General features: G+C 63.1%; 31 protein-coding genes and 1 other RNA gene. 27 read left to right on the forward strand and 5 right to left on the reverse strand.

Annotation, left to right across the window (positions count from 1 at the left end):
• Positions 1–24 precede the first annotated feature (24 nt).
• A complete protein-coding gene (hisC, locus tag AC1PPK_RS10225) occupies positions 25–1116 on the reverse strand; it encodes a histidinol-phosphate transaminase (RefSeq protein WP_481117712.1) in 1092 nt (363 codons plus the stop codon).
• Between the two features lie 110 nt (positions 1117–1226).
• Between hisC and hisB the strand changes: the two genes are divergently transcribed.
• From hisB to tssA, 11 genes are all read left to right on the forward strand, one after another.
• Positions 1227–1814, forward strand: coding sequence for an imidazoleglycerol-phosphate dehydratase HisB (hisB, locus tag AC1PPK_RS10230; protein WP_481117713.1), 588 nt, complete (start codon positions 1227–1229; stop codon positions 1812–1814).
• The gene (hisH, locus tag AC1PPK_RS10235; RefSeq protein ID WP_481117714.1) at positions 1811–2449 is read left to right on the forward strand and encodes an imidazole glycerol phosphate synthase subunit HisH; all 639 of its coding nucleotides are present in this window, start codon (positions 1811–1813) and stop codon (positions 2447–2449) included. Before hisB ends, hisH begins: the two co-directional genes overlap by 4 nt.
• A gap of 65 nt (positions 2450–2514) precedes the next feature.
• Positions 2515–3261 carry a 1-(5-phosphoribosyl)-5-[(5-phosphoribosylamino)methylideneamino]imidazole-4-carboxamide isomerase gene (hisA, locus tag AC1PPK_RS10240; protein WP_481117715.1) on the forward strand — a complete coding sequence of 249 codons (747 nt, stop codon included), beginning with the start codon at positions 2515–2517 and terminating at the stop codon, positions 3259–3261.
• Between the two features lie 3 nt (positions 3262–3264).
• Positions 3265–4023, forward strand: a complete 759-nt coding sequence (gene hisF, locus AC1PPK_RS10245; RefSeq protein ID WP_481117716.1) for an imidazole glycerol phosphate synthase subunit HisF — start codon at positions 3265–3267, stop codon at positions 4021–4023.
• Positions 4020–4412 (forward strand): phosphoribosyl-AMP cyclohydrolase, encoded by a 393-nt coding sequence (gene hisI, locus AC1PPK_RS10250; RefSeq protein WP_481117717.1) that lies wholly within the window; start codon positions 4020–4022, stop codon positions 4410–4412. Before hisF ends, hisI begins: the two co-directional genes overlap by 4 nt.
• Positions 4409–4735 (forward strand): phosphoribosyl-ATP diphosphatase, encoded by a 327-nt coding sequence (locus AC1PPK_RS10255; RefSeq protein ID WP_481117718.1) that lies wholly within the window; start codon positions 4409–4411, stop codon positions 4733–4735. The genes hisI and AC1PPK_RS10255 overlap by 4 nt, the downstream gene beginning before the upstream one ends.
• A 13-nt stretch (positions 4736–4748) precedes the next feature.
• On the forward strand, positions 4749–5096 hold the full coding sequence (locus AC1PPK_RS10260; RefSeq protein WP_481117719.1) for a histidine triad nucleotide-binding protein: 348 nt from the start codon (positions 4749–4751) through the stop codon (positions 5094–5096).
• An 18-nt stretch (positions 5097–5114) separates the two neighbouring features.
• Positions 5115–5342 (forward strand): Sec-independent protein translocase subunit TatA, encoded by a 228-nt coding sequence (gene tatA / locus AC1PPK_RS10265; protein ID WP_481117720.1) that lies wholly within the window; start codon positions 5115–5117, stop codon positions 5340–5342.
• 104 nt (positions 5343–5446) lie between these two features.
• On the forward strand, positions 5447–5935 hold the full coding sequence (gene tatB / locus AC1PPK_RS10270; RefSeq protein WP_481117721.1) for a Sec-independent protein translocase protein TatB: 489 nt from the start codon (positions 5447–5449) through the stop codon (positions 5933–5935).
• Entirely contained in the window at positions 5932–6669 is a 738-nt protein-coding gene (gene tatC / locus AC1PPK_RS10275; protein ID WP_481117722.1) for a twin-arginine translocase subunit TatC, read from the forward strand. The genes tatB and tatC overlap by 4 nt, the downstream gene beginning before the upstream one ends.
• Before the next feature lie 186 nt (positions 6670–6855).
• Positions 6856–7944: a type VI secretion system protein TssA gene (tssA, locus tag AC1PPK_RS10280; protein ID WP_481117723.1), complete on the forward strand. Its 1089-nt coding sequence runs from the start codon at positions 6856–6858 to the stop codon at positions 7942–7944.
• Between the two features lie 46 nt (positions 7945–7990).
• Here the strand turns inward: tssA and AC1PPK_RS10285 are convergent, their stop codons facing one another.
• The 3 genes from AC1PPK_RS10285 to AC1PPK_RS10295 form a co-directional block, all read right to left on the reverse strand.
• Entirely contained in the window at positions 7991–8452 is a 462-nt protein-coding gene (locus tag AC1PPK_RS10285; protein WP_481117724.1) for a winged helix-turn-helix transcriptional regulator, read from the reverse strand.
• Positions 8453–8605: 153 nt separating this feature from the next.
• A complete protein-coding gene (locus tag AC1PPK_RS10290; protein ID WP_481117725.1) occupies positions 8606–9145 on the reverse strand; it encodes a Spy/CpxP family protein refolding chaperone in 540 nt (179 codons plus the stop codon).
• A gap of 85 nt (positions 9146–9230) precedes the next feature.
• Positions 9231–10730: a beta-barrel assembly-enhancing protease gene (locus AC1PPK_RS10295; RefSeq protein ID WP_481117726.1), complete on the reverse strand. Its 1500-nt coding sequence runs from the start codon at positions 10728–10730 to the stop codon at positions 9231–9233.
• A 174-nt stretch (positions 10731–10904) separates the two neighbouring features.
• Between AC1PPK_RS10295 and AC1PPK_RS10300 the strand changes: the two genes are divergently transcribed.
• The 9 genes from AC1PPK_RS10300 to AC1PPK_RS10340 all read left to right on the forward strand — a co-directional run bounded on the left by AC1PPK_RS10300 (position 10905) and on the right by AC1PPK_RS10340 (position 18890).
• Positions 10905–11597: a response regulator gene (locus AC1PPK_RS10300; protein ID WP_481117727.1), complete on the forward strand. Its 693-nt coding sequence runs from the start codon at positions 10905–10907 to the stop codon at positions 11595–11597.
• Positions 11594–13027 carry a sensor histidine kinase gene (locus tag AC1PPK_RS10305; protein ID WP_481117728.1) on the forward strand — a complete coding sequence of 478 codons (1434 nt, stop codon included), beginning with the start codon at positions 11594–11596 and terminating at the stop codon, positions 13025–13027. Before AC1PPK_RS10300 ends, AC1PPK_RS10305 begins: the two co-directional genes overlap by 4 nt.
• Positions 13028–13060: 33 nt before the next feature.
• Positions 13061–13159, forward strand: an RNA gene (gene ffs / locus AC1PPK_RS10310) — signal recognition particle sRNA small type.
• 114 nt (positions 13160–13273) lie between these two features.
• Positions 13274–15205 (forward strand): DNA polymerase III subunit gamma/tau, encoded by a 1932-nt coding sequence (gene dnaX, locus AC1PPK_RS10315; RefSeq protein WP_481117729.1) that lies wholly within the window; start codon positions 13274–13276, stop codon positions 15203–15205.
• 21 nt (positions 15206–15226) lie between these two features.
• Positions 15227–15550 carry a YbaB/EbfC family nucleoid-associated protein gene (locus AC1PPK_RS10320; protein WP_481117730.1) on the forward strand — a complete coding sequence of 108 codons (324 nt, stop codon included), beginning with the start codon at positions 15227–15229 and terminating at the stop codon, positions 15548–15550.
• A gap of 36 nt (positions 15551–15586) precedes the next feature.
• Complete coding sequence (recR, locus tag AC1PPK_RS10325; RefSeq protein ID WP_481117731.1) at positions 15587–16183, forward strand: recombination mediator RecR; 597 nt, start codon at positions 15587–15589, stop codon at positions 16181–16183.
• 31 nt (positions 16184–16214) lie between these two features.
• Entirely contained in the window at positions 16215–17414 is a 1200-nt protein-coding gene (locus AC1PPK_RS10330) for a CaiB/BaiF CoA transferase family protein (protein ID WP_481117732.1), read from the forward strand.
• A gap of 70 nt (positions 17415–17484) precedes the next feature.
• Complete coding sequence (gene galE, locus AC1PPK_RS10335; RefSeq protein WP_481117733.1) at positions 17485–18504, forward strand: UDP-glucose 4-epimerase GalE; 1020 nt, start codon at positions 17485–17487, stop codon at positions 18502–18504.
• Entirely contained in the window at positions 18501–18890 is a 390-nt protein-coding gene (locus AC1PPK_RS10340) for a DUF2237 family protein (protein ID WP_481117734.1), read from the forward strand. Before galE ends, AC1PPK_RS10340 begins: the two co-directional genes overlap by 4 nt.
• A gap of 19 nt (positions 18891–18909) precedes the next feature.
• On the opposite strand, the gene dacB is transcribed toward AC1PPK_RS10340, so the two are convergent.
• Complete coding sequence (gene dacB, locus AC1PPK_RS10345; RefSeq protein ID WP_481117735.1) at positions 18910–20349, reverse strand: D-alanyl-D-alanine carboxypeptidase/D-alanyl-D-alanine endopeptidase; 1440 nt, start codon at positions 20347–20349, stop codon at positions 18910–18912.
• A gap of 270 nt (positions 20350–20619) precedes the next feature.
• Here dacB and petA point away from each other — a divergent pair, with 270 nt between their 5' ends.
• The 7 genes from petA to AC1PPK_RS10380 all read left to right on the forward strand — a co-directional run bounded on the left by petA (position 20620) and on the right by AC1PPK_RS10380 (position 25443).
• Positions 20620–21213 (forward strand): ubiquinol-cytochrome c reductase iron-sulfur subunit, encoded by a 594-nt coding sequence (gene petA / locus AC1PPK_RS10350; RefSeq protein ID WP_481117736.1) that lies wholly within the window; start codon positions 20620–20622, stop codon positions 21211–21213.
• A 3-nt stretch (positions 21214–21216) separates the two neighbouring features.
• Complete coding sequence (locus AC1PPK_RS10355; RefSeq protein ID WP_481117737.1) at positions 21217–22500, forward strand: cytochrome b; 1284 nt, start codon at positions 21217–21219, stop codon at positions 22498–22500.
• 14 nt (positions 22501–22514) lie between these two features.
• A complete protein-coding gene (locus AC1PPK_RS10360; RefSeq protein WP_481117738.1) occupies positions 22515–23261 on the forward strand; it encodes a cytochrome c1 in 747 nt (248 codons plus the stop codon).
• Between the two features lie 104 nt (positions 23262–23365).
• Positions 23366–23962 carry a glutathione S-transferase N-terminal domain-containing protein gene (locus tag AC1PPK_RS10365; RefSeq protein WP_374486684.1) on the forward strand — a complete coding sequence of 199 codons (597 nt, stop codon included), beginning with the start codon at positions 23366–23368 and terminating at the stop codon, positions 23960–23962.
• 73 nt (positions 23963–24035) lie between these two features.
• Positions 24036–24467 (forward strand): ClpXP protease specificity-enhancing factor, encoded by a 432-nt coding sequence (locus tag AC1PPK_RS10370; protein WP_481117739.1) that lies wholly within the window; start codon positions 24036–24038, stop codon positions 24465–24467.
• A 99-nt stretch (positions 24468–24566) separates the two neighbouring features.
• Positions 24567–25061: a hemerythrin domain-containing protein gene (locus AC1PPK_RS10375; protein ID WP_481117740.1), complete on the forward strand. Its 495-nt coding sequence runs from the start codon at positions 24567–24569 to the stop codon at positions 25059–25061.
• Between the two features lie 22 nt (positions 25062–25083).
• Positions 25084–25443, forward strand: a complete 360-nt coding sequence (locus AC1PPK_RS10380) for a DnaJ family domain-containing protein (protein ID WP_481117741.1) — start codon at positions 25084–25086, stop codon at positions 25441–25443.
• Positions 25444–25471: the final 28 nt, after the last annotated feature.

Below are 25471 nucleotides of genomic sequence, written 5' to 3' on the forward strand. Positions count from 1 at the left end.
TCGTAAGCGCAGACGCTTGAAAGATCAGGCCAGGATTTCCTTCAGTGCTTGTACAAGCAGGCCACACTGCGCATCGGTGCCTACGGTGATGCGCAGGAACTGGTCGATGCGGGGGGCCTTGAAGTGGCGCACGATGATGCTGCGTTCGCGCAGCGCGGTGGCCAAGGCTGCGGCATCATGGGCTGGATGGCGGGCGAACACGAAGTTGGCGGCAGACGGCAGCACTTCGAAACCCAGCGATGCAAGATCGTGGGACAGGGTCTCGCGGCTGGCGATGACCTGTCGGCGGGTCCGTTCGAAATAGGCTTCGTCATCCAGCGCTGCGCTGGCGCCGACCAGGGCCAGGCGGTCGAGGGGGTAGGAGTTGAAGCTATCCTTCACGCGGGTTAGTGCCTCGATGAGTTCCGGCTGGCCGATGGCGAAGCCGACACGCAGGCCGGCGAGGGAGCGCGACTTGGACAGGGTCTGGGTGACCAGCACGTTGGGGTGGCGCTTCACCAGCGCCACGGCTGTGGGGATCGTGTCGAGTCCGCCGAAATCCACGTAAGCCTCGTCGATGACGATCGGACTGTCCGGCAGGCCTTCTGCCAGGCGGGCGATCCCGTCGAGTGCCAGCAGGCGACCGGTGGGGGCGTTCGGGTTCGGGAAGATCACGCCGCCGACCTGGTCGGCACCGCGCGACAGGTAGTCGTCCACGCGGATCGCGAAGTGCTGGTCGAGGGGCACGGCTTCGAATTCGATACCATACAGCCCGCAGTACACGGGATAGAAGCTGTAGCTGATGTCAGGGAACAGCAGCGGCACGTCGTGCTTCAGCAAAGCCTGGAAGGTGTGGGCGAGGACTTCGTCCGAGCTGTTGCCGACGAAGACCCATTCCGGCGCCACGTCGAAATGGCGGGCGACCGCGGCCTTCAGCTGGGCGCCGGTCGGATCCGGGTAGAGCTTCAGGCGGTCCGCGTCATCACCGAGTTCGGCGCGGATGGCCTCGAGCACGTGAGGGCTCGGCGGGTAGGGGTTCTCGTTGGTGTTGAGCTTGACCAGGTTAGCGAGCTTGGGCTGCTCGCCGGGAACATAAGGGGTCAGGCCGTGAACGACGGGGCTCCAGAAACGGCTCATGGCAGGTCGGTGCAGCACGGCTAAGTGCCGCAAGGGACTGTAAAAACGCTAGATGCTATCATGGCCCCATTCGTTCCAAGTCCATCACCGTTTTTCTGGAAATAAGCGCAATGCGGCAAGCCGAAATATCCCGCAATACCCTTGAGACGCAGATCCGGGTCAGGGTCGACCTGGACGGCTCAGGCAAGAGCCAGCTCAATACCGGTATCGGTTTCTTCGACCACATGCTCGATCAGATCGCCCGTCATGGCTGCTTTGATCTGGATATCGAAGCCACCGGCGACCTGCACATCGACGGCCATCACACCGTCGAGGACGTCGGGATCACCGTCGGTCAGGCCTTCGCCAAGGCGCTGGGCGACAAGAAGGGGCTGACCCGCTACGGTCATGCCTACGTGCCCCTCGATGAAGCCCTGTCGCGGGTCGTCGTCGATCTGTCCGGCCGTCCGGGCCTGGAGTTCGACGTGCCCTTCACTGCCGGCGTGATCGGTGCGCTGGACACCCAGCTGGTGTACGAGTTCTTCCAGGGCTTTGTGAATCATGCTGGTGTCAGCCTGCATATCGACAACCTGAAGGGGCGTAACGCTCACCATCAGTGCGAAACCGTGTTCAAGGCTTTCGGCCGTGCGCTGCGCATGGCGGTCACGCCTGATCCGCGCCAGGCCGGCGTGGTGCCTTCGACGAAGGGGGCCCTGTGAGCAAGATCGCGATCATCGATTACGGCATGGGTAATTTGCGTTCGGTGGCCAAGGCCATCGAACACGTCTCCGACGGGGTTGATGTCGTCATCACTGCCGATCCGGCCGAAGTGCTGTCGGCGGAGCGGGTGGTCTTCCCGGGGCAGGGCGCGATGCCCGACTGCATGCGCGAGCTGGATGCCCGTGGCCTGCGCCCCGCGGTGCTCGAAGCGGCCCGCAGCAAGCCCTTCCTTGGGATCTGCATCGGCCAGCAGATGCTCTTCGAGCACAGCGAGGAGGGCAATGTGCCGGGGCTTGGTGTCTTCCGTGGCGAAGTGCGCCGTTTCCCCGCCGACAAGATGGTGGCGGCCGACGGTTCGCGCCTGAAGGTTCCGCACATGGGCTGGAACGAGGTGTGGCAGAAACAGGCTCATCCTCTGTGGGCCAATATCGAGGACGGCGCCCGTTTCTATTATGTTCACAGTTATTACGTCGATCCGGCAGATTCCTCCATCGTGGCTGCGACCACTGACTACGGCATCCCCTTTACCGGCGCGGTAGCGCAGGCTAATATCTTCGCCATTCAATTCCACCCGGAAAAGAGCGCGCACGCGGGCCTGCAACTGCTGTCCAACTTCGTTACCTGGAATCCCTGAGATCCCTGAAGCGCGGCTTTTCGTCATCCCGCATTCCGTTTCAACTCCTTACCGTCTTTCCTCTTATGCTGCTGATTCCCGCTATTGACCTCAAGGACGGTCACTGCGTGCGCCTGAAACAAGGCGAAATGGACGCTGCCACGGTCTTCTCCGAAGATCCCCGTGCGATGGCCCGCCACTGGGCCGATCAAGGTGCCCGGCGCCTCCACTTGGTGGACCTCAATGGCGCCTTTGCCGGTAAGCCGAAGAATGAAGCGGCGATCAAATCCATCCTGCAGGAAGTCGGCGACGAGATCCCGGTCCAGTTGGGTGGCGGCATCCGCGACCTGGACACCATCGAGCGCTATCTCGATGCCGGTCTCAGCTACGTGATCATTGGCACCGCGGCGGTGAAGAACCCAGGCTTCCTGCACGACGCGTGCAGTGCCTTCCCGGGGCACATCATCGTCGGCCTGGATGCCAAGGACGGCAAGGTGGCCGTGGATGGTTGGTCCAAGCTGACCGGCCACGACGTCGTGGACCTCGCCAAGAAGTTTGAGGACTACGGTGTCGAAGGCGTCATCTACACGGACATCGGCCGCGACGGCATGCTGTCCGGCGTGAACATCGAGGCCACCGTCAAGCTGGCCCAGGCTCTGCGCATTCCGGTCATCGCCAGCGGCGGCATCGCGGCGCTGGCCGACGTGGAAGCCCTGTGTGCGGTCGAGTCCGAAGGCATCACCGGTGCCATCACCGGCCGTGCGATCTACGAGGGCACGCTGGACTTCGCTGCCGCTCAGGCTCGCGCCGACGAGCTGAGCCCGGCGGACTGATTCATGCTGGCCAAACGCATCATTCCGTGCCTTGACGTCAGCGCTGGTCGCGTCGTCAAGGGCGTCAATTTTGTCGAACTGCGCGATGCCGGCGACCCGGTCGAGGTCGCCCGCCGCTATGACGAGCAGGGTGCCGACGAAATTACCTTCCTCGACATCACCGCCAGTTCCGACGACCGCAACATCATCCTGCACGTGGTCGAGCAGGTTGCCGAGCAAGTCTTCATTCCGCTCACCGTCGGTGGCGGTGTGCGGACTGTCGATGACGTACGCCGCCTGCTCAATGCCGGCGCCGACAAGGTCAGCATCAACACTGCGGCGGTGAATAACCCGCAGGTGGTGGCCGATGCGTCCGGCAAGGTCGGCAGCCAGTGCATCGTGGTAGCCATTGACGCCAAGCAGGTGGCGCCGGGCAAGTGGGAGGTGTTCACCCATGGCGGGCGTAACCGCACTGGCCTCGACGCCATCGAATGGGCGCGACGCATTGAAGCCCTCGGTGCCGGCGAGATCCTGCTTACCAGCATGGACCGGGACGGCACCAAGAACGGTTTTGACCTGGAACTGACCCGCGCGGTGTCCGATGCAGTGTCCATCCCGGTCATCGCCAGTGGTGGCGTCGGCAGTCTCGACCATCTGGCCGACGGTGTGACCAAGGGGCGGGCGGATGCGGTGCTGGCCGCCAGCATCTTCCATTTTGGTGATCACACCGTGCGGGAGGCCAAGGAATTGATGCGTGCCCGCGGTATCGAGGTGCGCCTGTGAGCAATTCTGCCTGGCTGGACGAACTGGCTTGGGACAAGGACGGGCTGATCCCGGCCATCGCCCAGGATGCCGAAACCGGTGATGTGCTGATGTTCGCGTGGATGAACCGCGAGGCATTGGCCAAGACCGCGGAACTCGGCGAAGCCGTGTATTTCTCGCGCTCCCGCGGGCGTCTCTGGCACAAGGGCGAGGAGTCCGGCCACACGCAGAAGATCCGTGAGATCCGCGTCGATTGTGACAACGACGTGGTGCTCCTGAAGATCGAGCAGGTCGGTGGTATTGCCTGTCACACCGGGCGGCGCAGCTGCTTCTTCCAGAAGTACTTCGCTGATGGCCGCTGGGAGGCTGTCGAACCGGTTCTTAAAGACCCGAAGGACATATACAAATGATCGACATCGAAGTGCTGCACCGGGTGGCGCAAACCCTTGCGGAGCGCAAGGAAGCCAGTCCCGATTCCTCTTATGTTTCCAGCCTGTTCCACAAGGGCACCGACGCCATCTGCAAGAAGGTTGCCGAGGAAGCCGCCGAGACCATCATGGCGGCCAAGGACAAGGATTTGCTGCACGTGGTGTGGGAAGTCACCGACCTGTGGTTCCACACCATGGTCCTGCTGGCCCACTATGGGTTGTCGGTGGACGATGTGCTCGCAGAGTTCCGCCGCCGCGAAGGCGTGTCGGGTATCGACGAGAAGAAGGCCCGCAGCGCTAAGTAAGGGAATTTTCGCGATGCAAGACTGTCTGTTCTGCCGTATCGTCCGGGGCGAAATCCCTGCGGCAAAGGTCTACGAAGACGACGAGGTGCTGGCTTTCAAGGACATTCAGCCTCAGCGTCCGGTCCACGTGCTGGTCATCCCGAAGAAACATGTCACGTCGTTGGCACACGCCACGCCGGAAGACATCCCCGTTTTCGGCAAGATGCTCGTCCTGGCCAACCAGATTGCCGCCGATCAAGGAAGTCCCGACGGCTTCCGGTCCATCATTAATACCGGTCGCGTCGGCGGGCAGGAAGTCATGCATGTGCACATGCACATCGTTGGTGGGCAAGAGCCGGTCGGGCCGATGCTTAAACGGTAGTTTCAAGGAGATTTTTGAATGGGTTCATTCAGCATTTGGCACTGGCTGATCGTTCTGGTGATCGTGATGCTCGTGTTCGGCACCAAGAAGCTGCGCAACATCGGGCAGGATCTCGGTGGGGCGGTCAAAGGCTTCAAGGAAGGCATGCGTGATGCCGACCAGGAGGCCGGCGACGCGAACCAGAAGATTGCCTCTGGCGGCGGTCAAACCATCGACGCGGAAGCGCGGGAAAAGAACAAGTCCTGATCCCGTTCCCGCGTCAGTCGCGGAGGAGGGGCGCATCACGCCCCTTTTTTCGTTTCTGGCGCCTTGCGCCCGCGATCAGCGCTCACTCTCCTTAGGCGGATGGAATGTTCGACATCGGTTTTTCTGAACTCGTAGTCATCGGTATCGTAGCCTTGTTGGTACTCGGGCCCGAGCGTCTGCCCAAGGTGGCGCGAACGACTGGACACCTCCTGGGGCGTCTGCAGCGCTATGTGGCCGACGTCAAATCGGACATCAACCGCGAGATGCAGCTCGACGAGCTCAAGCGCCTGCAGGAAGAAGCCCGCAAGTCGGCAATGGAATTCGAATCCACGGTTCGGAGCGAGGTCGCCGGAATCGAAAGCGGCGTTGCATCGTCTCTGCGGTCCGCGTCGTCGGCTGTTGCCGATCTGGAAAGCAGCTTCAAGGCTTCGGCTGATCCCGTCGGAGAGCCGGCTGTGTCTGTCACGAGGCCGCTGGATGCAGATACCATGCCCGATACGATGGTGATGCCCGACCCCGAACTGGACGAGCGCCAATTGGCCCTCGAAATCGACCGTCCTGAGCCTGCATCCAAGAGTTCCAAGACAACATGAGCGTTCAGGAAGACAGTTTCATCTCCCACCTCATCGAACTGCGCGACCGCCTGCTGCGCTGCGTGGTTGCGCTGGTGGTCGTCTTCGCCTGCCTGTTGCCCTGGGCCGGCGATATCTACGATGTTCTCGCCCACCCGATGATGCAGGCCCTGCCCGAAGGCACCCGCATGATCGCCACGGGCGTCGTCACGCCGTTCTTCGTGCCGATGAAGGTCACCCTCATGGTGGCCTTCGTCATTGCCTTGCCCTTCCTGCTTTACCAGGCCTGGGGCTTCATTGCGCCGGGGTTGTACGCTCATGAAAAGCGTCTGGCCCTGCCGCTGGTGGTTGGCAGTACGGTATTGTTCGTGGCGGGGATGGCGTTCTGTTACTTTTTCGTCTTCGGTACTGTATTCAAGTTCATCACCGCCTTCGCTCCCAAGAGCATCACACCGGCGCCGGACATTGAACAGTACCTCTCTTTCGTGATGTCAATGTTCCTGGCCTTCGGCATCACTTTCGAGGTGCCCATCTTCGTCGTTATCCTGACCAAGATGGGTGTGGTGGATGTGGCCAAGCTCAAGGAGGCGCGTCCCTACGTGATCGTGGGGGCCTTCATCGTTGCCGCCGTCGTTACGCCGCCGGATGTCGTTTCCCAACTCATGCTGGCCATCCCGATGTGCCTGCTTTACGAGCTCGGTATATTTCTGGCGCGCTTCGTCAGTAAGGGGCGCGTAGAGGCCGCGGCTGAATGACAAGAAAAGGGGCGTATATGGCGCCCCTTTCTGTTTGGGTCGTGCCATGCTAACTGCCGTTGCGCGTTGGGCATCGAGTCTGCCTAGCACGAGTGCTCCAGCGGTCGAGTTTGATTTTTGGTGATGACGTAAGGATATTTGTTGTGCATTATCTGGGCCTTCCCCGATCCCTTGACGGAGGCCTTGATGAATCTTGCCGAACTGCTGTACCCGCTTGAAGACCCCGATGGCCCGTGCGGCGAAGACTTGTCCTTCTCTGCGGAGTTCGATGCGCTCCAGGAGGCGCGGCGTTTCGACGATCCGACTCTCGCCCAGGGCGAATGGGTGGCGGAGATCAAAGAGGCGGATTGGGCTGCTGTCATACGCCTGAGTTCGGAGCTGCTGGCCCACCGAACCAAGGATCTGCGCGTTGCCGCTTGGTTTGCCGAAGCCCGCTGCAAGCGTGACGGCTTGGCTGGCCTGGCCGACGGCTACGAGCTTCTGCTCGGTCTGTGCGAGCACTTCTGGGACGCGCTGCATCCTCTGCAGGAGGAGGATGGAAATCAGGAGTCACGGGCCGGTGTGTTCAACTGGTGGCTGGCGCAGACGACGCGGTTGCTGCGGGAGCTTCCCTTGTCATACTCACCAAAGGGAGTCTTCAGCCTGCTGGGCCGGGAGCGGGCGCGGAGTCGTGCTGCGGATGCGCAACAGTCGGGGCGTGAGTCCGACGGAGGGCGCTCCGGCGATTTGCTGGCTGCCCTCGATGCTGCTATGCGTGACACGCCGCGGCAGCATCTCGTTGATAATCTCGGCGAGATTGAGCGCCTCACGGCCTGCATGCAGGGGCTGCGTACCTTTCTCGATGCCCGGATGGGCGAGTCCGGCCCGTCATTCGGTGTCAGCCTCGACGTCCTGGATGATCTTTCTAGAAGTATCAGGCCATATCTGGGAGCCGGCGGAGAGAGCGGTGCAGTGGAAGAGCCAGCCGGAGCCAAGTCTGGCTCCCTTCATGTCCCCGCTCAGGAATGGAGTCCTGGCGGTGGGGCCGGAGTGGAGTTCCACGTGCAGGCTATCCATTCGCGTCTCCAGGCCATTCATCAGCTCGAACTGATCGCCGCGTATTTCCGGCAGACCGAGCCCCACAGTCCGGTGGCCTACTTGGCCGACAAGGCTGTTCGATGGGGGCGCATGCCCCTGCATGAATGGCTGCGCAGCGTGGTGAAGGATGAGGCCGTCCTGTACCGGATGGAAGAGTTGTTGGGGTTGGAGGGCGTGGCTGCTCCGGCTGCGGATTGACGGCGGCCCTGCGTCTACGCGCAGCTTTCCTGGTGCGGCTTGGCCGTCAGGGGGCCACGTAAAGGCTTTCCTTCAGTTCCTCCATCACCACATAGCTGCGGGAGTCAGCGTGGGGCGGCAGTTGGTGGAGGATGCTGCTCAACAGCTTGCGGTAGTCGTGCATTTCGGCGAGCCGGGCCTTGACGAGATAATCGAAGTCTCCGGAGACCATGTGGCACTCCATTACAGACGGAATCTTCAGCAGTTCTTGTTTGACCTTGTCGAAGATCTCCTCGCATTTCGCGCTGAGGCGGATTTCGACAAAGACAAGCAGTTTCAGGCCCAGCGCATGGGGGTTCAGGTGGGCGTGATAGCCGGTGATGAAGCCTTCACGCTCCAGCCGGCGGACCCGTTCGGTACAGGGCGTGGCCGATAGACCGATGCGCGTGGCCAGATCGGTCATGGTGATGCGACCGTCCTGTTGCAGGTGGTCGAGGATGTTTCGGTCAATTGGATCGAGGTCGCGCATCGGGTGCATTCCTTATGAGTTGAAAAGAGTGGGTTTCAGCATTGGGCCGGGTGGCTACTGAAAAGGTGCCAACCAGATCGCACTCCGGCGATCTGGTTGGTTCATGGACGAAAAGCCTGCCGGACCCAGGGCACGTGCGCGGGAACGGATCGCTCAGCCACGCCGTGCCGGAGCGCGGCCATCCGCGGGGGGCGAGAGCTGCGGATGGCGGAAGCCGCGGGCTTCGAATTCAGCCTTGCGCTCATCTGCCTTCTTGCGCTGTTCCGGGGTCAGAATCTGATAGACCTTGTTCAGATTCGCGGCGCGGAGTTCGGCCATTTCGGCTGCGGCCTTGGCGCCTTGCTCGGCAAATGCCTTGACCTTGGCTTCGTCGTACTGGGCCGAGAAGGTGAGCGCGCGGAGCTCCTCATGGCTCTTGCGGATCTCCTTGGCCTTCTCCCGGACTGCTGGGGCCTGTTCGTGGAAGATCTTGAAGATCTGGTCCCGCTGGCCTTCGGTCAGGTTCAGGTCGCGCAGGAAAGGGAGCGGGGGAATGCCGTCGCCGTGCATGCCGAACTCCATCCCCGGTCCAAAACCGTGCTGAGCCAGTCCATTGCAGTGTCCGCCGGCCCCACCTGCCTGGACGGCGAAGGGAAGGGCGGCGATGCCGATGCTCACCAGCAGGGCGGAAAGAAGATTTCGAGGCAGTTTCATTGCAGTCTCCAAACGTTGATGGGGTACATCAGGGGGGGATCAACCTGATGACTGAAATTCTCGCGGCGAACCGGGTAAAGGGCAGTCATCTGCCTGTAAATGCCGGTAAAGAGAATTTTTCCGCGTGTTTGGCGGACACCCCCCTGGTTTGCTGCTCTTCCTTCTGCCTGGCACGGAGTGCGTCGAGCCGGCTTTCCACGATGAGCTGGTCGCGCTGGTCGCCATCCGCGCTCTTCAATGCCAGTTCGAACTGTTCGAGGGCGCTGCGGGTGTTGCCGATGGCGGAGTAGTACTCCCCTTGGTGGAGACGCGACTTCTGGTTGAGGCCCTGGGCCGCGGCAGCTTCCGCTGCGATCTGGTGTAGATCGGGGTCCTGCGGGCGCTGTACGAGATGCGCCTCGGCAAACTGGAGCGCAGCTCCGAAGTCACGGGTCTTGATCAGCAGACGGGGGTAGTCGTAGACCAGTTGCAGATGGCCGGGATAGCGTTTCAGCGCGGCTTCGTAGCGCAGTCGGGCAACGCCGTCTTGCCCAGACTGGGTGAGCACTTGGCCGGCGAGCGCCTCGATCATCGGGTGATGGACCCTGTCCCGTTCCAGCCCGGCGAGCTCCTGCTGGGCGGCGGTGAAATCCTGCGCGCGCAGATAGGCAGCGGCGAGGCCGTAGCGGAGGGCGTTGCGATCCCGGTAGCGGCCTTCCTGCAGGTCAGTGGTGAAACGGGCCACGGCGTCCCGCGGCTGGCCTTCATAGCTGCGCAGCAGGGCGCGGACAAGGTTGTATTCCTGGCTGTCCGGCACCTGCTTGTAGGTGCTGGCGAATGCCCGGTCCTGTGCCTCGGCAATACGTTCGTGGGTCAGTGGGTGGGTCCGCAGGTAGGAGGGGACGCTGGCGGAGTCGGCCAGGCGGGTAGCCTGCTGGAGGCGCTCGAAAAAGCTGGCCATGGCGCGCGGGTCGAAGCCAGCGTTCGTCAGCAGTTGAAAGCCGATGCGGTCGGCTTCCTGTTCATGCTCGCGCGTGTAATTGATCTGGCTCTGTATCTGGGCCGCACCGACTCCCGTCATTGCTGCCATTGCGGCCTGGCCGTTGCCGGTGCCCGCCGCGATGAGGGCGCCGAGCATCGCTGCGATGGACAGGGCCTGGTTGCCCGCCTGGCCGGCGATCTGGCGCGCGATGTGGTGCTGGGAGACATGGCTGATTTCGTGGGCCATTACCGAGGCCAGCTCGCTTTCGCTTTGCGTGGCGAGGATCAGGGCGGTATTGACGCCCACATGTCCGCCGGGCAGGGCGAAGGCGTTGAGTTCGTTGGATGCGACGGCGAAGAACTCGAAGGGTTCGCGGGCAGTCTCGGGATCGCCCTGCAGCAGGCGCCGCCCCAGGTTTTCCAGATAGGCATTGACTTCCGGGTCGTCGAGCCAGGCACCGCTGGCATGCAGACTCTGCATGCTCTGGGCGCCGAGGGTCTGTTCCATCTGCGGGCTGACGATGGCCGCCGATGCTTCGCCCAGATCCGGCAACTGCGCCGCACTGGCGCTTGCGCCGAAAAGCAGGGCGATGGCGAGGTTCGTCAGGCGAAAGCGCTTCTTCATGACAAAGATGGAAATCCTGCTGGTGATAAGTGAAATCTTCACGGAGTGGGCTGTTAATCCCGGTTTGCGACGTGTAAAGGGATGTAAATGCGGGTAAAAACCCCTGCCGTCGCGCGTGGCCCCGGCTTCGTCCGCACGTATCATTTCCGCTGGGGTCATGAGGGTGGGTACGAAATGAGCAAGGTTTTGCTGGTGGACGACGACGTGGAGCTGTCTTCCATGTTGAGCGAGTACATCGCGCAGGAAGGATTTGCCGCGGATTGCGTGCATGACGGGGAGGCCGGTGTCGCTGCGGCTCTGGCTGGTGGATATGACATTATTGTTCTTGACGTGATGATGCCGCGGGTGGGCGGAATCGAGGCACTGCGCCGAATCCGGGCCCAGAGCAAGGTCCCCGTGCTGATGCTGACCGCCAAGGGCGACGATGTGGACCGCATCGTCGGGCTGGAGCTGGGGGCCGACGATTACGTGCCAAAGCCGTGCACACCGAGGGAACTCGTCGCGCGCCTGCGGGCAATCCTGCGGCGGACCCAGGCGGCGGCGTCCACCGAGACCGCCAATGGTGGGCCACTGCTCGCCGGCGCGCTGTGCATGTGGCCGCAGATGCGCCGTGCTCAGTGGCAGGGTGCGCCGCTGGAGCTGACCAGCACCGAATACAACCTGCTGGAGGTGCTCGCCCGCAACGCCGGTCGTGTGGTGAGCAAGGCGGAGCTGTCCGAGCAGGGGCTGGGCCGACCGCTGGCCCGCTTCGACCGTAGCATCGACGTGCACCTTTCCAGCATCCGCCACAAGCTGGGCACGCGCCCTGACGGACGGTCGTGGATCGAGACGGTGCGGGGCCTGGGTTATCAGCTGGTGCGCGAATGAGACTGGGCCGGTTGTTCTGGAAGTTCTTCTTCGCGTTCTGGCTGGCGCTGCTGCTGGCTGGAGCTGGTGTCGGGACCGCCGTGTGGTTTCACCATCAGAGCGAGATCGAGCGTCTCCGGCGGGAGCGGGATCCCTTCGTCGCGGGGGGCGGGAGGGCGACGACGGCGGTGGCCGTGGCAGAGTCCGTATTGCGCCACGGCGGGCCAGCTGCCTTGCGGTCCATGCTGACCGAGCTGTCGCACGAGCGCTGGCCGCAGCTGCTGGTGGTGGATGCGAAGGGCGACGACCTGCTCGGACGGACGACGACCCCCGAGTCGGTGGCCGCCGCCAGACAGCAGGCTGCGCTGGGCGAGGTGCATCGGGCCGCACGTCTGGTCGAGTTGCCGGCCGGCGGTGGCCGCTGGTTGCTGTTTGTGCCGGCGGGCGGGCCGGAGTTGCGTCCTCCGCTTCCTCCCCTGTCTCGTCTTGCAGGACCGCCGGGTGAGCCGCCGCGGGAGTTTCGTCCAGGTTTCGGTCGGCCTGCCGAGCCGAGCCCGTGGATGCCGGTGGGGATTGGCCTGCTGACCAGTGTGGCGTTCAGTGCGCTGCTGGCATGGTATCTGTCCAAGCCGATCAGAAACCTGAGCTGGGCGCTGGGGGCCATTGCCGAAGGCCGGCTGGAGACCCGTGTCAAGCCACTGATGGGTGCGCGGCGCGACGAGATTGCCGACCTCGGCCAGGACTTCGATCGTATGGCGCAGCAGCTGCAATCCCTGATCGGCGCCCAGCGCCGTCTGCTGCACGATGTCTCTCATGAGCTGCGCTCGCCGCTGGCGCGCTTGCAGGTGGCCATCGGGCTGGCGCGACAGGACCCCGCCAAGCTCGATGTGACGCTGGACCGTATCGAACGCGAGGCTGTGCGGCTCGACGAAATGGTCGGTCAGTTGCTGACCATCGCGCGGCTGGATGCGGGCACCCGCGACAGTCGGGAGGATGTGCTTGAGTTGGTGGACTTCGCCGCGGTGATAGCCGATGACGCCCGTTTTGAAGCCCAGTCGAAAGGCCGCGAACTGCGTTTTGTCGGGCGGGGTGAGGCGGAACTGCGGGTCCGCGGCGAATTGATCCAGCGTGCCTTCGAGAACGTGATCCGCAACGCAGTGAAATACACGGCTGAAGGCAGCGGCGTGGATGTCGAGGCCTGGGTGGAGCAGGGGCAGTTCGTACTGCGGGTCGCCGATCGAGGGCCGGGGGTGCCGGACAGTGATCTGGAGGCGATCTTCGAGCCCTTTTACCGGGCTGTGAGCGGAAGCTCCGCAGGCGGCTTCGGGCTCGGTCTGGCCATCGCCCGGCGGGCGGTGACGGCTCATGGCGGAGAGATCTGTGCCCGCAACCGGGACGGCGGCGGGCTGGTGGTCGATATCCGCCTGCCTCTGAATTTCCGAAAGGATTAGGCGCGGCGGGGGCAAACTGTTAGAATGCGTCGTGGCGGGTCTCCCCGCATTGCAGCGCGGTGAACCTGGTCAGGGCCGGAAGGCAGCAGCCACAGCCGTTCCCTGCAAGTGCCGGGGGTCAGGCTCGCCACCCCGAATTCAGAAAAGGGCGTCCCAATAGAGGACGCCCTTTTTGTTTTTGTGTTTCTGCATCCCCTTGCCCGTATCCGTCGGACTGACCGACGGGCGGCCTGCTAGAATCCCGCCATGGCTTACCAAGTACTTGCCCGCAAGTGGCGCCCGCGCAGTTTCGAGACGCTCGTCGGGCAGGAGCATGTCGTGCGTGCGCTGACCCATGCGCTGTCCACGGGACGCCTGCATCACGCCTATTTGTTCACCGGTACGCGGGGGGTCGGCAAGACGACCATCTCGCGGATCCTGGCCAAAGCGCTCAACTGCGAGACGGGTGTGACGGCGACGCCGTGCAACCAGTGTTCGGCCTGCACAGCCATCGACGCGGACCGCTTCCCCGACTACGTGGAAATGGATGCGGCGTCCAACCGTGGGGTGGACGACATGGTGGCGCTGCTCGAGCAGGCGGTCTATGCGCCGGTTCAGGGGCGCTACAAGGTCTACATGATCGACGAAGTGCACATGCTCACCGGGCATGCCTTCAATGCAATGCTGAAGACCCTGGAGGAGCCGCCCGAGCACGTCAAGTTCATCATCGCGACCACCGATCCGCAGAAGATCCCGGTCACCGTGCTGTCCCGCTGCCTGCAGTTCAATCTCAAGCAGATGCCGCCTGGGCACATCATCGGCCACCTGACGCGCTTGCTGGAGGCCGAGGGCGTACCTTTCGAGCCGGGCGCGCTGCGCCACATCGCAAAGGCAGCCAACGGCTCGATGCGGGACTCCCTGTCCTTGCTCGACCAAGCCATCGCCCACGGTGCCGGCAAGGTGGAAGAACTGGCCGTGCAGGACATGCTCGGTACAGTGGGTGACGACCACCTGTATGCCGTCCTTGATGCGTTGCGCAGCAACGACGTGCAGGCGCTGATGGCGACCGTCGAGATCATGGAGGCACGCAGTCTGTCCTTCGAGTCTGCGCTGCAGTCGCTGGCCGGCCTCATTCACCGCATCGCGCTGGGCCAGATGGCACCGGCAGCGCTGGCCGACGAGAGTGAAGCCAGCCGGCTGACGCCCTACATCGAAGCCTTCGACGCGGAATTCCTGCAGCTGGCTTACCAGATTGCGGTGCACGGGCGGGACGAATTGCCGCTGGCGCCGGACGATGTCACCGGTTTCTCGATGACGCTGCTGCGCCTGTTCGCATTCCGGCCGGAGCAGCCGGCAGCGCTCGGTGGCGTACTGGCCGGCGGTGGCGGAGCAGGGCAGGGGCGGCCGTTGCCGGAGGCCGCACAGCGCCCTGCCGTGCCGCGTGCCGTTGCCGGTATCGCGCCTGCGCCGGCTGTTGTGCCCGTTCAAACTGCTCGGCCTCCTGTGACCATGCCGGAGCCGTCAGGAGGCCGCCTCGATGAGGTGCGCACTCCGCCGAAACCCGTCGAGACTCCACCGCCAGTGGAGCCGCCACGTGCAGAACCTGCAGTCGCGACGCCGCGGGAGGCGTCATCGGATTACGGCAGCAGCGTTCCGCCGTGGGAGGATCTGCCACCCGAGGCCGATGAGCTTTCTCCCGTCCGCCATTCCGAGCCGCGCTCGGCTCAGGTTGAGCGGGTCAAGCCGGTCCCTCCTGTCGAGCCGGTGCCGATCAGGGCAAGCGAATCTGCTGGCGTGCCCGGCGCTCTGCCGGCGTCCGGTGACGACTGGCATGGATTACTGAACCAGCTGGGGCTGGGCGCGCTAAATCTGCAGTTGGCCCAGAACTGCGAATTGCTGGGCGTCGAGGGCGACAGCCTCAGGCTGCGCCTTTCCGAGTCCCACCAGCACCTGCTGCAGATCAACCGAAGTGGCGCGGAGCGCCTGCAGGAGGCGTTGAGCGCGCATCTCGGCAGGCCGATCCGTGTCGGTATCGAGGTCGGTACCATCGCCACCGAAACGCCAGCCCAGCGTAACCAGGCCGAAAAGGCTGAACGTCATGCTGCGGCGGTCGCATCCCTCGAGCAGGACCCCTTCGTCCGCGAACTTATCCAACGTTTCGATGCGAGGCTTGAAGAAGCCTCGGTCAAACCCCTTTGAACCTATCTGGAGTACATCACCATGATGAAAGGCGGCATCGCCGGCCTGATGAAGCAGGCCCAGCAAATGCAGGACAACATGAAGAAAATGCAGGACAGCCTCGGTGGCATCGAGGTTGAAGGCCAGTCCGGCGCCGGCATGGTCAAGGTCACGATGACCTGCAAATACGACGTGCGTCGCGTGAGCATCGACCCGTCCGTGCTGGACGACAAGGAAATGCTGGAAGACCTGATCGCCGCGGCGGTGAACGACGCCGTGCGCCGGGTCGAGACGACAACCCAGGAGAAGATGTCCGGCTTCACTGCCGGGCTGAACCTGCCCCCCGGCTTCAAGCTGCCGTTCTGAACGGAGCATGACGCGCTCCCGTCGGCAGGCTGCTCGATGAGTTCGCCGTCCACTCTCGACGTCCTGATCGAGGCCCTGCGCTGCCTGCCGGGCGTGGGGCCGAAATCGGCCCAGCGGATGGCCTTCCATCTGCTGCAGCGGGATCAGCGCGGCGCGGCGCGATTGGCGACAGCCCTCGGGCACGCGCTCGAAGTGCTGCGCCATTGCTCCCGCTGCAACACCTTCTGCGAAGAAGAGGTTTGCAGCCGCTGCGCCAATCCCCAAAGGGATGCGACCCAGTTGTGTGTAGTCGAGATGCCGGCCGATCTGGCCATGCTGGAGCAGACGCATAGCTACCACGGCCTGTATTACGTGCTGATGGGGCGCCTGTCGCCCCTCGACGGCATCGGGCCACGTGAGCTGGGGCTCGAGAAGTTCCTGCATCGCGCCTGCGACGGTGTGGTGCAGGAAGTGATCCTCGCCACCAACTTCACCAACGAGGGCGAGGCGACCGCCCATATGATCTCCGAACTCCTGCGCAGCCGAGGCATCAAGGTCAGCCGCATCGCACGCGGCATCCCGGTCGGCGGCGAGCTGGAGCACACGGATACCGGCACCATCGCCCAGGCGCTGGTCGAGCGTCGCTCGCTTTAGCCTTTCTCCGTCTTTCGCCGCGAGGCTGTCCATGAGCCAGGAAGTCAAACCCCTTGCCGGGGTCAAGGTGCTGGAGCTCGGCACCCTGATCGCCGGGCCATTCTGTACCCGCATCCTTGCCGAATTCGGCGCTGAGGTCGTCAAGGTCGAAGCGCCGGACGGTGGAGACCCACTGCGCAAGTGGCGCAAGCTCCATGAGGGCACGTCCCTGTGGTGGTCGGTGCAGGCCCGCAACAAGAAGTCGCTGACTGCGAACCTGAAGCACCCGGAAGGCCTGGCCATCGTGCGCCGGCTGGCGGCTGAGGCCGACATCGTCGTCGAGAATTTCCGCCCTGGCGTGCTCGAGAAGCTTGGGCTCGGCTGGGATGTGCTGTCGGCGGCCAACCCCGGCCTGGTGATGGTGCGCCTGTCGGGTTTCGGCCAGACCGGGCCGTACAAGGATCGCCCGGGCTTCGGAGCGATCGGCGAGTCGATGGGCGGGCTGCGTTACATCAGCGGCTTTCCGGATCGTCCGCCGGTGCGTACCGGCATCTCCATCGGCGATTCCATCGCGGCCCTGTGGGCGGCCATCGGCGCGTTGATGGCCCTGCGTCATCGAGAGGTGAATGGCGGGGCCGGCCAGGTGGTCGATGTGGCGCTCTACGAAGCGGTCTTCGCGATGATGGAGAGCATGGTGCCGGAGTTCGACGTGGCGGGTTTCGTGCGTGAGCGCACTGGCAACATCATGCCGGGCATCACGCCGTCGAACACCCACACCACGCGTGACGGACGCCACGTCATCATCGGTGGCAACGGTGATGCGATCTTCAAGCGCCTGATGCTTGCCATCGGCCGGCAGGATCTGGCGGAAGCGCCGGACCTCGCCGACAACGCCGGCCGCGACCGTCGTGCAGCCGAGATCTACGCGGTGATCGATGCGTGGGTGGCGGAGCGCGATGGCGACGTCGTGCTGGCGGCGATGGAGGCCGCGGAGGTGCCGGCCAGTTCGGTGTTCTCGGTGGCGGACATGTTCCGTGATCCGCAGTTCATCGCCCGCGGCATGTTCGAATCGGTGCATCTCCCCGACGGTACGCCGATGCGCATCCCGGGGGTCGTGCCGCGCCTGACTGCTACACCCGGCTCGACGGAATGGCTGGGGCCCGGCCTTGGCGAGCACACCGATGAGATCCTGCGCGGCTTGGGTTACGTGGATGAGGCCATTGCCGTCTTGAGGGAGCAGGGCGCGATCTGAGACCTGGCGGTGCCGGTGAGGGCGTGTCTCGCGGTATCATCCTGGCATTATCTGCCACCCGGAAATCTGCATGCCCACTATCCTCGTCACCGGCGGAGCCGGTTACATCGGGTCCCATACCTGCGTCGAATTGTTGGCCGCCGGCTACGATGTCGTCGTCGTGGACAATTTCTGCAACAGCAAGCCGGAGGCCCTGCGCCGCGTTGAAGAGATTGCCGGGCGTGCGTTGGTTGCCGTGCATCATGTGGATGTCCGCGACAAGGCGGCGATGCGCGAGGTCTTCCGTGCCCACGCCATCGATTCGGTAATCCACTTTGCGGCTCTCAAGGCGGTCGGTGAGTCGGTGGCCAAGCCGCTGCTGTACTACGAGAACAATATCGCCGGGACGGTGGCGCTGGCCGAAGTGATGGTCGAGGCAGGCGTCAAGTCCCTGGTCTTCAGCTCGTCTGCAACGGTCTATGGCGACCCGGCCAGCGTGCCGATCCGCGAGGATTTCCCCACCGGTCCGACCAATCCCTATGGCCGCACCAAGTGGATGATGGAGTTCGTGCTGTCCGATCTGGCGGCGGCGGATCCCGAATGGCGAGTGGCCTTGTTGCGCTATTTCAATCCGGTCGGCGCTCATCCATCCGGCCGCATCGGCGAAGATCCGAACGGCTTGCCCAACAATCTGATGCCCTACGTCAGCCAGGTGGCGGTGGGGCGTTTGCCGCAACTGCGGGTTTTCGGTGGCGACTATCCGACCCCGGACGGAACCGGCGTGCGGGACTACATCCATGTCGTGGATCTGGCAGTCGGCCACGTGGCGGCGGTACGGCGCCTGACGGAACGTCCGGGCGTCCTGACGGTCAATTTGGGGACGGGGCGCGGCTACAGCGTGCTGGAGGTCGTGAAGGCTTTTGAAGATGCCAGTGGTCGCAAGATCGCTTACGAGATCGCTGCGCGGCGCCCCGGCGATGTGGCCAAGTGCTATGCGGAACCCGGTCTTGCCGAGCGCGAACTTGGCTGGCGGGCGGCCCGTGGCATCGAGCAGATGTGTGCCGACGCCTGGCGCTGGCAGAGTTCCAATCCCCAGGGGTATCCCGATTGAGCACTGAAGATCTTCCTGTCAGCAATGCCCTGAACGTGCTGGGTGGGCCGCTGCTGGCCTGCAGCTACGATCCGCTGACCGGCTGGGAGCGTACCGGCTGTTGCGATGCCAGTCCGGATGATCTCGGTCGCCATCACGTCTGCGTAAGGGTGTCGGCCGAGTTCCTGCGTTTCAGTGCAATGCGCGGCAACGACTTGAACACGCCGCGCCCCGAGTTTCGCTTCTCCGGCCTCAAGCCGGGCGATCGCTGGTGTCTGTGTGCGGTACGCTGGCGGGAGGCTTGGGAGGCCGGCTATGCGCCCCCAGTGGTCCTGGCCGCGACCCACATTGCCGCCCTCGACGTGATTCCCCTCGAGGCGCTCCGCGAGCACGCCTACAAGGGTTGATTGACGTGATCCCGGATTCTCAGCGGTTTGCCACCCATTCCAATATCGCGTCCTGGCTGTCGCGACCGGCGCTGGCGTTGGGATGGTTGATCAGCAGTACCACGGCGTAGCGGTGTCCGTTGCGGGCCAGCACGTAGCCGGCCAGGCTGCGTACTCCGTCCAGCGTGCCGGTTTTGACGTGGGCCGAGCCCTGCGCCGAGCTGCCCACCAGGCGCTTGCTGGCGGTGCCGTCGATGCCGGCGATCGGTAGTGACGCGATGAGTTCCGGCATCGTGCGGCTTTGCCAGGCGGCCACGAGCAATTGTCCGAGGCTGCGCGCGGTGATGCGTTCGGTGCGCGACAGGCCAGCACCGTTCTCGATGACCAACTGGTCCGTGTCGATACCGTTTGCCGCGAGACTGCGTGCGACCCGCCGGGCTCCCGCGGTGGGCGAGTCTTCCCCGGGTTCCGCCGTTGCGCCGAGTGTGGCGAGGAGGGTCCGCGCGATCACGTTGTTCGACCATTTGTTCATGTCGCGCAGCACCTCGGGAAGGCTGGCGGAACGGCTTTCGGCGAGCAGGTGCGCATCGGGCGGCGTCTGTCCGTTCCGGAAGTGCCCGTCCAGTTCCCCGCCCAGCTCACGCCACAGGCTGCGAAACAGACCTTCGAAGAGCTGGTCCGGCGGCAACGGAGCGAAGTTCCAGTCGAAATTGTCGGTGCAGGCGAGTGGCAGCTTGCCTTCGATGCGCAAGCGGGTGCCGCTGCCGGGGCTTATCGAGGTCGTTGCATTGAGCTGGGCGGTCGGGTCGCCGCAGTCGCCGTTCCCCACCCGGCGGATGTTGCTGTCCAGCGACAGGCCAGTGGGCAGCGGGTCAATGGCGGCGTTGACGCTGTCTGCGGAAGGTCTGAAACGGACGCTCACTGCGCCGTAATCCACGCTCAGTGCGTCCGGGCCGACGTTGTAGGGGCGTAGCGGGCGCCGGTCGAAAGCTCCCGGGTCGTGGGGAGGGAGCCTGAAGAACGAGCGGTCAGTAATCACGTCGCCGGCGATGCGCCGGATCCCTTGGGCCCGCAGATCGCGCAGCAGTAGCCACAGTCGTTCCCGTGACAGGCGTGGGTCGCCGCCGCCGGTGACGAAGAGGTCACCGGGCAGGGTGCCGCCCTGTGGCTTCGCGCTCGCGGCGCTCGATACGCGGGTGCTCCAACTGAATGCAGGGCCGAGCTGGTCCAGCGCGGCAAAGGCGGTGACCAGTTTCATGACCGAGGCGGGATTCATGGCCTCGGTGCTGCGGTGATCCAGCAGCCTAGGGCCGCCGGCCACATCCTGCACAAGCACCGCAACTGCGGCGTGCGGGATGCCTGCACGGGCGAGGCTGGCATCGAGCGTCGCCGGCAGCTCTTCTCCATGGGCGTGGCCGAAGAGGATGAGTGGCAGCAGCAGGGGTAGCCCGCGGGTAAGGCGGGAGATAACTCGTTTCAAGGTGTTGGCGAAGACAGACGCGGTCGGCGGCGGTTCCGGATTATGCCGTTGCTGTGTCCCAATTGTCTGGCGCGCTGCAATATAAACGTACTTTCGATAGGTGCGAAAAGGATCTTTCATACCCCAATAAAGAACCCGGGAATTCCATATTTTCCAATGCTGGCGCGGGTTTAGCGTATTGGGACTTTTTTTGGATAAGGGTTTTCGCTATACTCCGCAAGTTTTCCGTATTGCGATCTTCGAAGTCTCTTTTACTGAGGTTAGTGGGCCATGAGCGTGGATCAAAAAATGGACGGTGGGCGACGCCAGTTGTTGCTGGCAACGTCGGCTGCGGGGGGCGTGGCCGCAGTGGCCGTCGCCGTTCCGTTCGTCGGTAGCCTGACTCCGTCCGAACGAGCAAAGGCAGCCGGTGCTCCGGTTGAAGTGGATATCAGCAAGCTGCAGCCGGGTCAGATGATGACCGTCGAATGGCGCGGCAAGCCGGTGTGGATCATCAACCGCACCAAGGAAATGCTGGATTCCCTGAAAAAGACCGATGAGCTTGTCAGTGACCCGAAGTCCGACAAGCCGCAACAGCCTGAGTATGCCAAGAACGAAACCCGCTCCATCAAGCCGGAGATCATGGTTGCGGTCGGCATCTGTACTCACTTGGGCTGTTCTCCTTCCGACAAGTTCAAGACCGGTGCCGAGAGCGGCGTGAGCGCCGACTGGGTAGGCGGCTTCCTGTGCCCCTGCCACGGTTCGACCTTCGATCTGGCTGGTCGCGTCTACAAGAACAAGCCGGCGCCGGACAACCTCGAGGTTCCGCCGCACAAGTACCTGGCCGATACCAAGATTCTGATCGGCGAAGACGGAAAGGCATAAACGATGACCACCAAAGCTCAAGCGGTACTGGATTGGGTTGACGCGCGCTTCCCGCTGACGTCGTCCATCAAGGGGCACCTCACCGAGTACTACGCACCCAAGAACTTCAACTTCTGGTACTTCTTCGGTTCGCTGGCCCTACTGGTGCTGGTGATCCAGATCGTGACCGGCATCTTCCTGGTCATGCACTACAAGCCGGATGCCGCGCTCAACGCTTCCGGCATCCCGGCGGCCTTCGCGTCCGTCGAGTACATCATGCGCGATGTGCCGGGTGGCTGGATCATCCGTTACCTGCACTCCACCGGCGCTTCTGCGTTCTTCGTGGTGGTGTATCTGCACATGTTCCGCGGCCTGCTCTACGGCTCCTACCGCAAGCCCCGCGAGCTGATCTGGGTTTTCGGCACCCTGATCTTCCTGGCCCTGATGGCCGAGGCCTTCATGGGCTACCTGCTGCCCTGGGGCCAGATGTCCTTCTGGGGCGCTCAGGTCATCGTGAACCTGTTCTCCGCGATTCCCGTCATCGGTCCCGATCTCTCCATCGTGATCCGCGGCGACTTCGTGGTGTCCGACGCGACCCTGAACCGCTTCTTCTCCTTCCACGTCATCGCCGTGCCGCTGATCCTCATCGGCCTGGTCGTTGCCCACATCGTCGCACTGCACGAAGTCGGCTCCAACAACCCGGATGGCGTCGAGATCAAGAAGAAAAAGGGCGCTGATGGCCACCCGCTGGACGGCATCCCCTTCCACCCCTACTACACCGTCAAGGACATCGTGGGCGTGGTCGGTTTCCTGATCGTCTTCTCCTTCATTGTGTTCTTCGCACCTGAAGGCGGCGGCTACTTCCTCGAGTACAACAACTTCATCCCGGCCGACCCGCTGAAGACTCCGCCGCACATTGCGCCGGTGTGGTACTTCACCCCGTTCTACTCCCTGCTGCGTGCGATGGTGTGGCCGTTGTTTGGCCTCGATGCCAAGTTCTGGGGCGTGGTTGCGATGGGGGCTGGTGTGGTGATCCTGGCCTTCCTGCCGTGGCTCGACCGTAGCCCGGTGAAGTCGATTCGTTACCGTGGCCCGATCTACAAGTCCCTGCTGGCTCTGTTCGTCGTCGCCTTCGCCATCCTTGGCTTCCTCGGTACCAAACCGCCTTCCTATGCTTTCTTCGGCGTGATCCCGGGCGCTCCCGTGGCCCAGCTGTTCAGCCTGTACTACTTCCTGTTCTTCATCACCATGCCGTGGTGGTCGAAGATGGACAAGTGCAAGCCCGAGCCCGAACGCGTGACCGGTTAATGAGAATGAAAGCCATGAAAAAACTTTTGACAGCTCTTCTGTTCACACCGCTGATGGCCCTGGCCAACGGCCCTGAACTGCATCTGGACAAGGCTCCGATCTCGACCGAGCCGGCTGCCCTGCAGAACGGCGCCAAGCTGTTCGTCAATTACTGTCTGAACTGCCACGGCGCCAGCTACATGCGCTACAACCGCCTGCAGCAGATCGGTTTGTCCGAGCAAATGATCAAGGACAACCTGATGTTCACGGCCGACAAGATCGGCGAGCCGATGCGCATCGCGATGCAGCGTGACGAGGCCAAGGCCTGGTTTGGTGCAGCACCTCCGGACCTCACCGTGATCTCCCGTTCGCGCGCGTCCGAGTTCGGCAGTGGTGCAGACTGGCTGTACACCTACCTGCGCAGCTTCTACCGTGACGACGCCCGTCCGACCGGCTGGAACAACAAGGTATTCGAAAACGTCGGCATGCCGCATGTGCTGTACGAACTGCAGGGTGAGCCGACCGCCAAGATCAACGAGCACGACGACGGCCATGGCGGCAAGTCGAAGGAAATCGAGATCGAGGCGCCGGCTAAGCCGGGCAAGATGACTGCAGAAGAGTACGACCACGCCGTGGCCGACCTCGTCTCCTACCTGGTCTGGATGGGGGAGCCGATGGCGGAGACGCGCAAGTCCATCGGTACTGCCGTGATCGCTTTCCTTGGCCTTCTCTTCGTTCTTTCCTATCTTCTGAAGAAGAACTACTGGAGAGACGTGCACTAATCTGCGCGTTCCGGTCGATGCAGTCCCTTGCTGTCTTTTAGCAAGACGCACCACGCGCTTGGCGCGTGGTGCATGATTTTTTGTATCCGTGGGGTAACACAACGATGATGAATTTGTATTCCGGAACGACAGATCCTTTCAGTCACCGGTGCCGTATCGTGCTCTTTGAAAAGGGCATGGATTTCCAGGTGATTGACGTTGATCTCTTCAACAAGCCGGAAGACATCGCGGTCATCAATCCGTATAACCGGGTTCCGGTGCTGGTGGATCGCGATCTTGTGCTCTATGAGTCCAACATCATCAACGAATACATCGACGAGCGCTTTCCGCATCCCCAGCTGATGCCGCCCGACCCGATCATGCGCGCCCGTGCTCGTCAGCTGCTGCACACCTTCGAACTTGAGCTGTTCTCGCATATCGATGCGCTGGAAAAGAATCCCAAGGGCGCCGACAAGGAGCGCGCTCACGTGCGTGACCAGCTGACCCAGCTTGCGCCGATGTTCACGAAGCAGAAGTTCCTTCTTGGCGAAGAGTTCTCCATGCTCGACGTGGCAATCGCACCGCTGCTGTGGCGTCTGGACCACTACGGTATCGAGCTGCCGCGTTCCGCGGCGCCGCTCATGAAGTACGCCGAGCGTATCTTCAGCCGCCAGGGCTTCATCGATGCGATGACCCCGTCCGAAAAGGTCATGCGGCGCTGATTGCCAACGAGGGCCGCCGCGTGGCGGCCCCACTGCGACTTTTCATCTTGGCACTCACCGGAAAGCCTTCGTCATGAGCGAAATCTCCACCAAGCCTTACCTGATCCGGGCGATTTTCCAGTGGTGTACCGATCAGGGCCTGACGCCCTATCTTGCGGTCGCCGTCGACAGGCACACCATCGTGCCGCACAACTTTGTGCAGGATGGTCAGATCGTGCTCAACGTCAGTCCCACTGCGACGCAGAGCCTGGTCATGGGCAACGAGCTGATCGCCTTCCAGGCCCGTTTCGGTGGCGTCGCCCAGAACATCTCGATTCCTGTCGAGAATGTGGCGGCGATCTATGCCCGCGAGAACGGGCACGGGATGGCCTTCGAGGTTTCCGGATTGCCCGATGGCGAGGCTGATCTGGACTCCGAGGTTTCCGAGTTGGCATCGGCGGAACCGGACGACACACCCGAGCCGCCCAAGGGGGGCCTCCGCAGCCACCTCAAGCTCGTCAAATAAAAATGCGCCGGGCTCCGGTGGCGCTTGATCTGGCTCAGGTCCAGACCGCAGCGTCCGGGTTAGAGTTGCGCCCCGTCTCACTCTTTGAGGTTTTCCATCATGGCAGCCATGGAATGGACTGACAAACTTGCCCTCGGCCTGGGGCCGATGGATCAGACCCACCAGGAATTCGTCGAGGCCTACAATGCCATGCTGGGCATATCCGGCGAAGCACTGCTGGCGGCGATGGATGTCTTTATCGCGCATACCATCGAGCATTTTGACCAGGAAAACCGTTGGATGGAAATCGTCGGTTTCCCCGGTTGCCACAAGGCCGAGCATGATCGCGTTCTGGCAGTTTGCCGTGATGTCCGCAAGCGCCTGGAGCGGGGAGATGCGGCCCTCGGCCGGCAGTTGATCCAGGAATTGCCGCTGTGGTTCGACAATCACGTGGCGTCGATGGATGCGGCGCTCGCCGCTTATCTCGAGTCCATCGGTTTTGATACTGAAACCGGCGAAATCCGCAATCCGCCGAAGGACGAGGGCTGTGCCGACGGATCTTCCGGCTGCTGCACGCCACCTGCCAAGACCGAGGCTGAGTCCGAGGCGGCCTGAAGCGGAATCCACGGGTCGATCCGTGAATATCTTCGATTGCCTGGCGGAAGAGCGGATCCGTGAGGCGATCGCCCAGGGCCAATTGTCTGGTTTGCCTGGAGAAGGGCGACCTCTCGAGCTGGATGATGACCTCCTGGTTCCCGTCGAAGTGCGGATGGGCAACCGGGTTTTGCGCAATGCCGGTTATGTGCCGCCGGCTGTGGCGGATCTGCAGGAATTGCGCCGGCTGTGTGCCCAGAGTGTGTCGTCGGATGACAGGTCCGCCAATGGGCGCCGTGTCCAGCGGATCACCGTGCTGCTGACGCGCATCGAGGCGGCTGGGCTGGCTCATGTGTCAGCGGTCTTGCTGCGGCGCATCGCTGTATCTTCGGACGCAAAATAGTGTTGCGGGCAGACTTCGGTACGGGCTA

This window comes from Zoogloea sp. JDB1, from assembly GCF_056724025.1.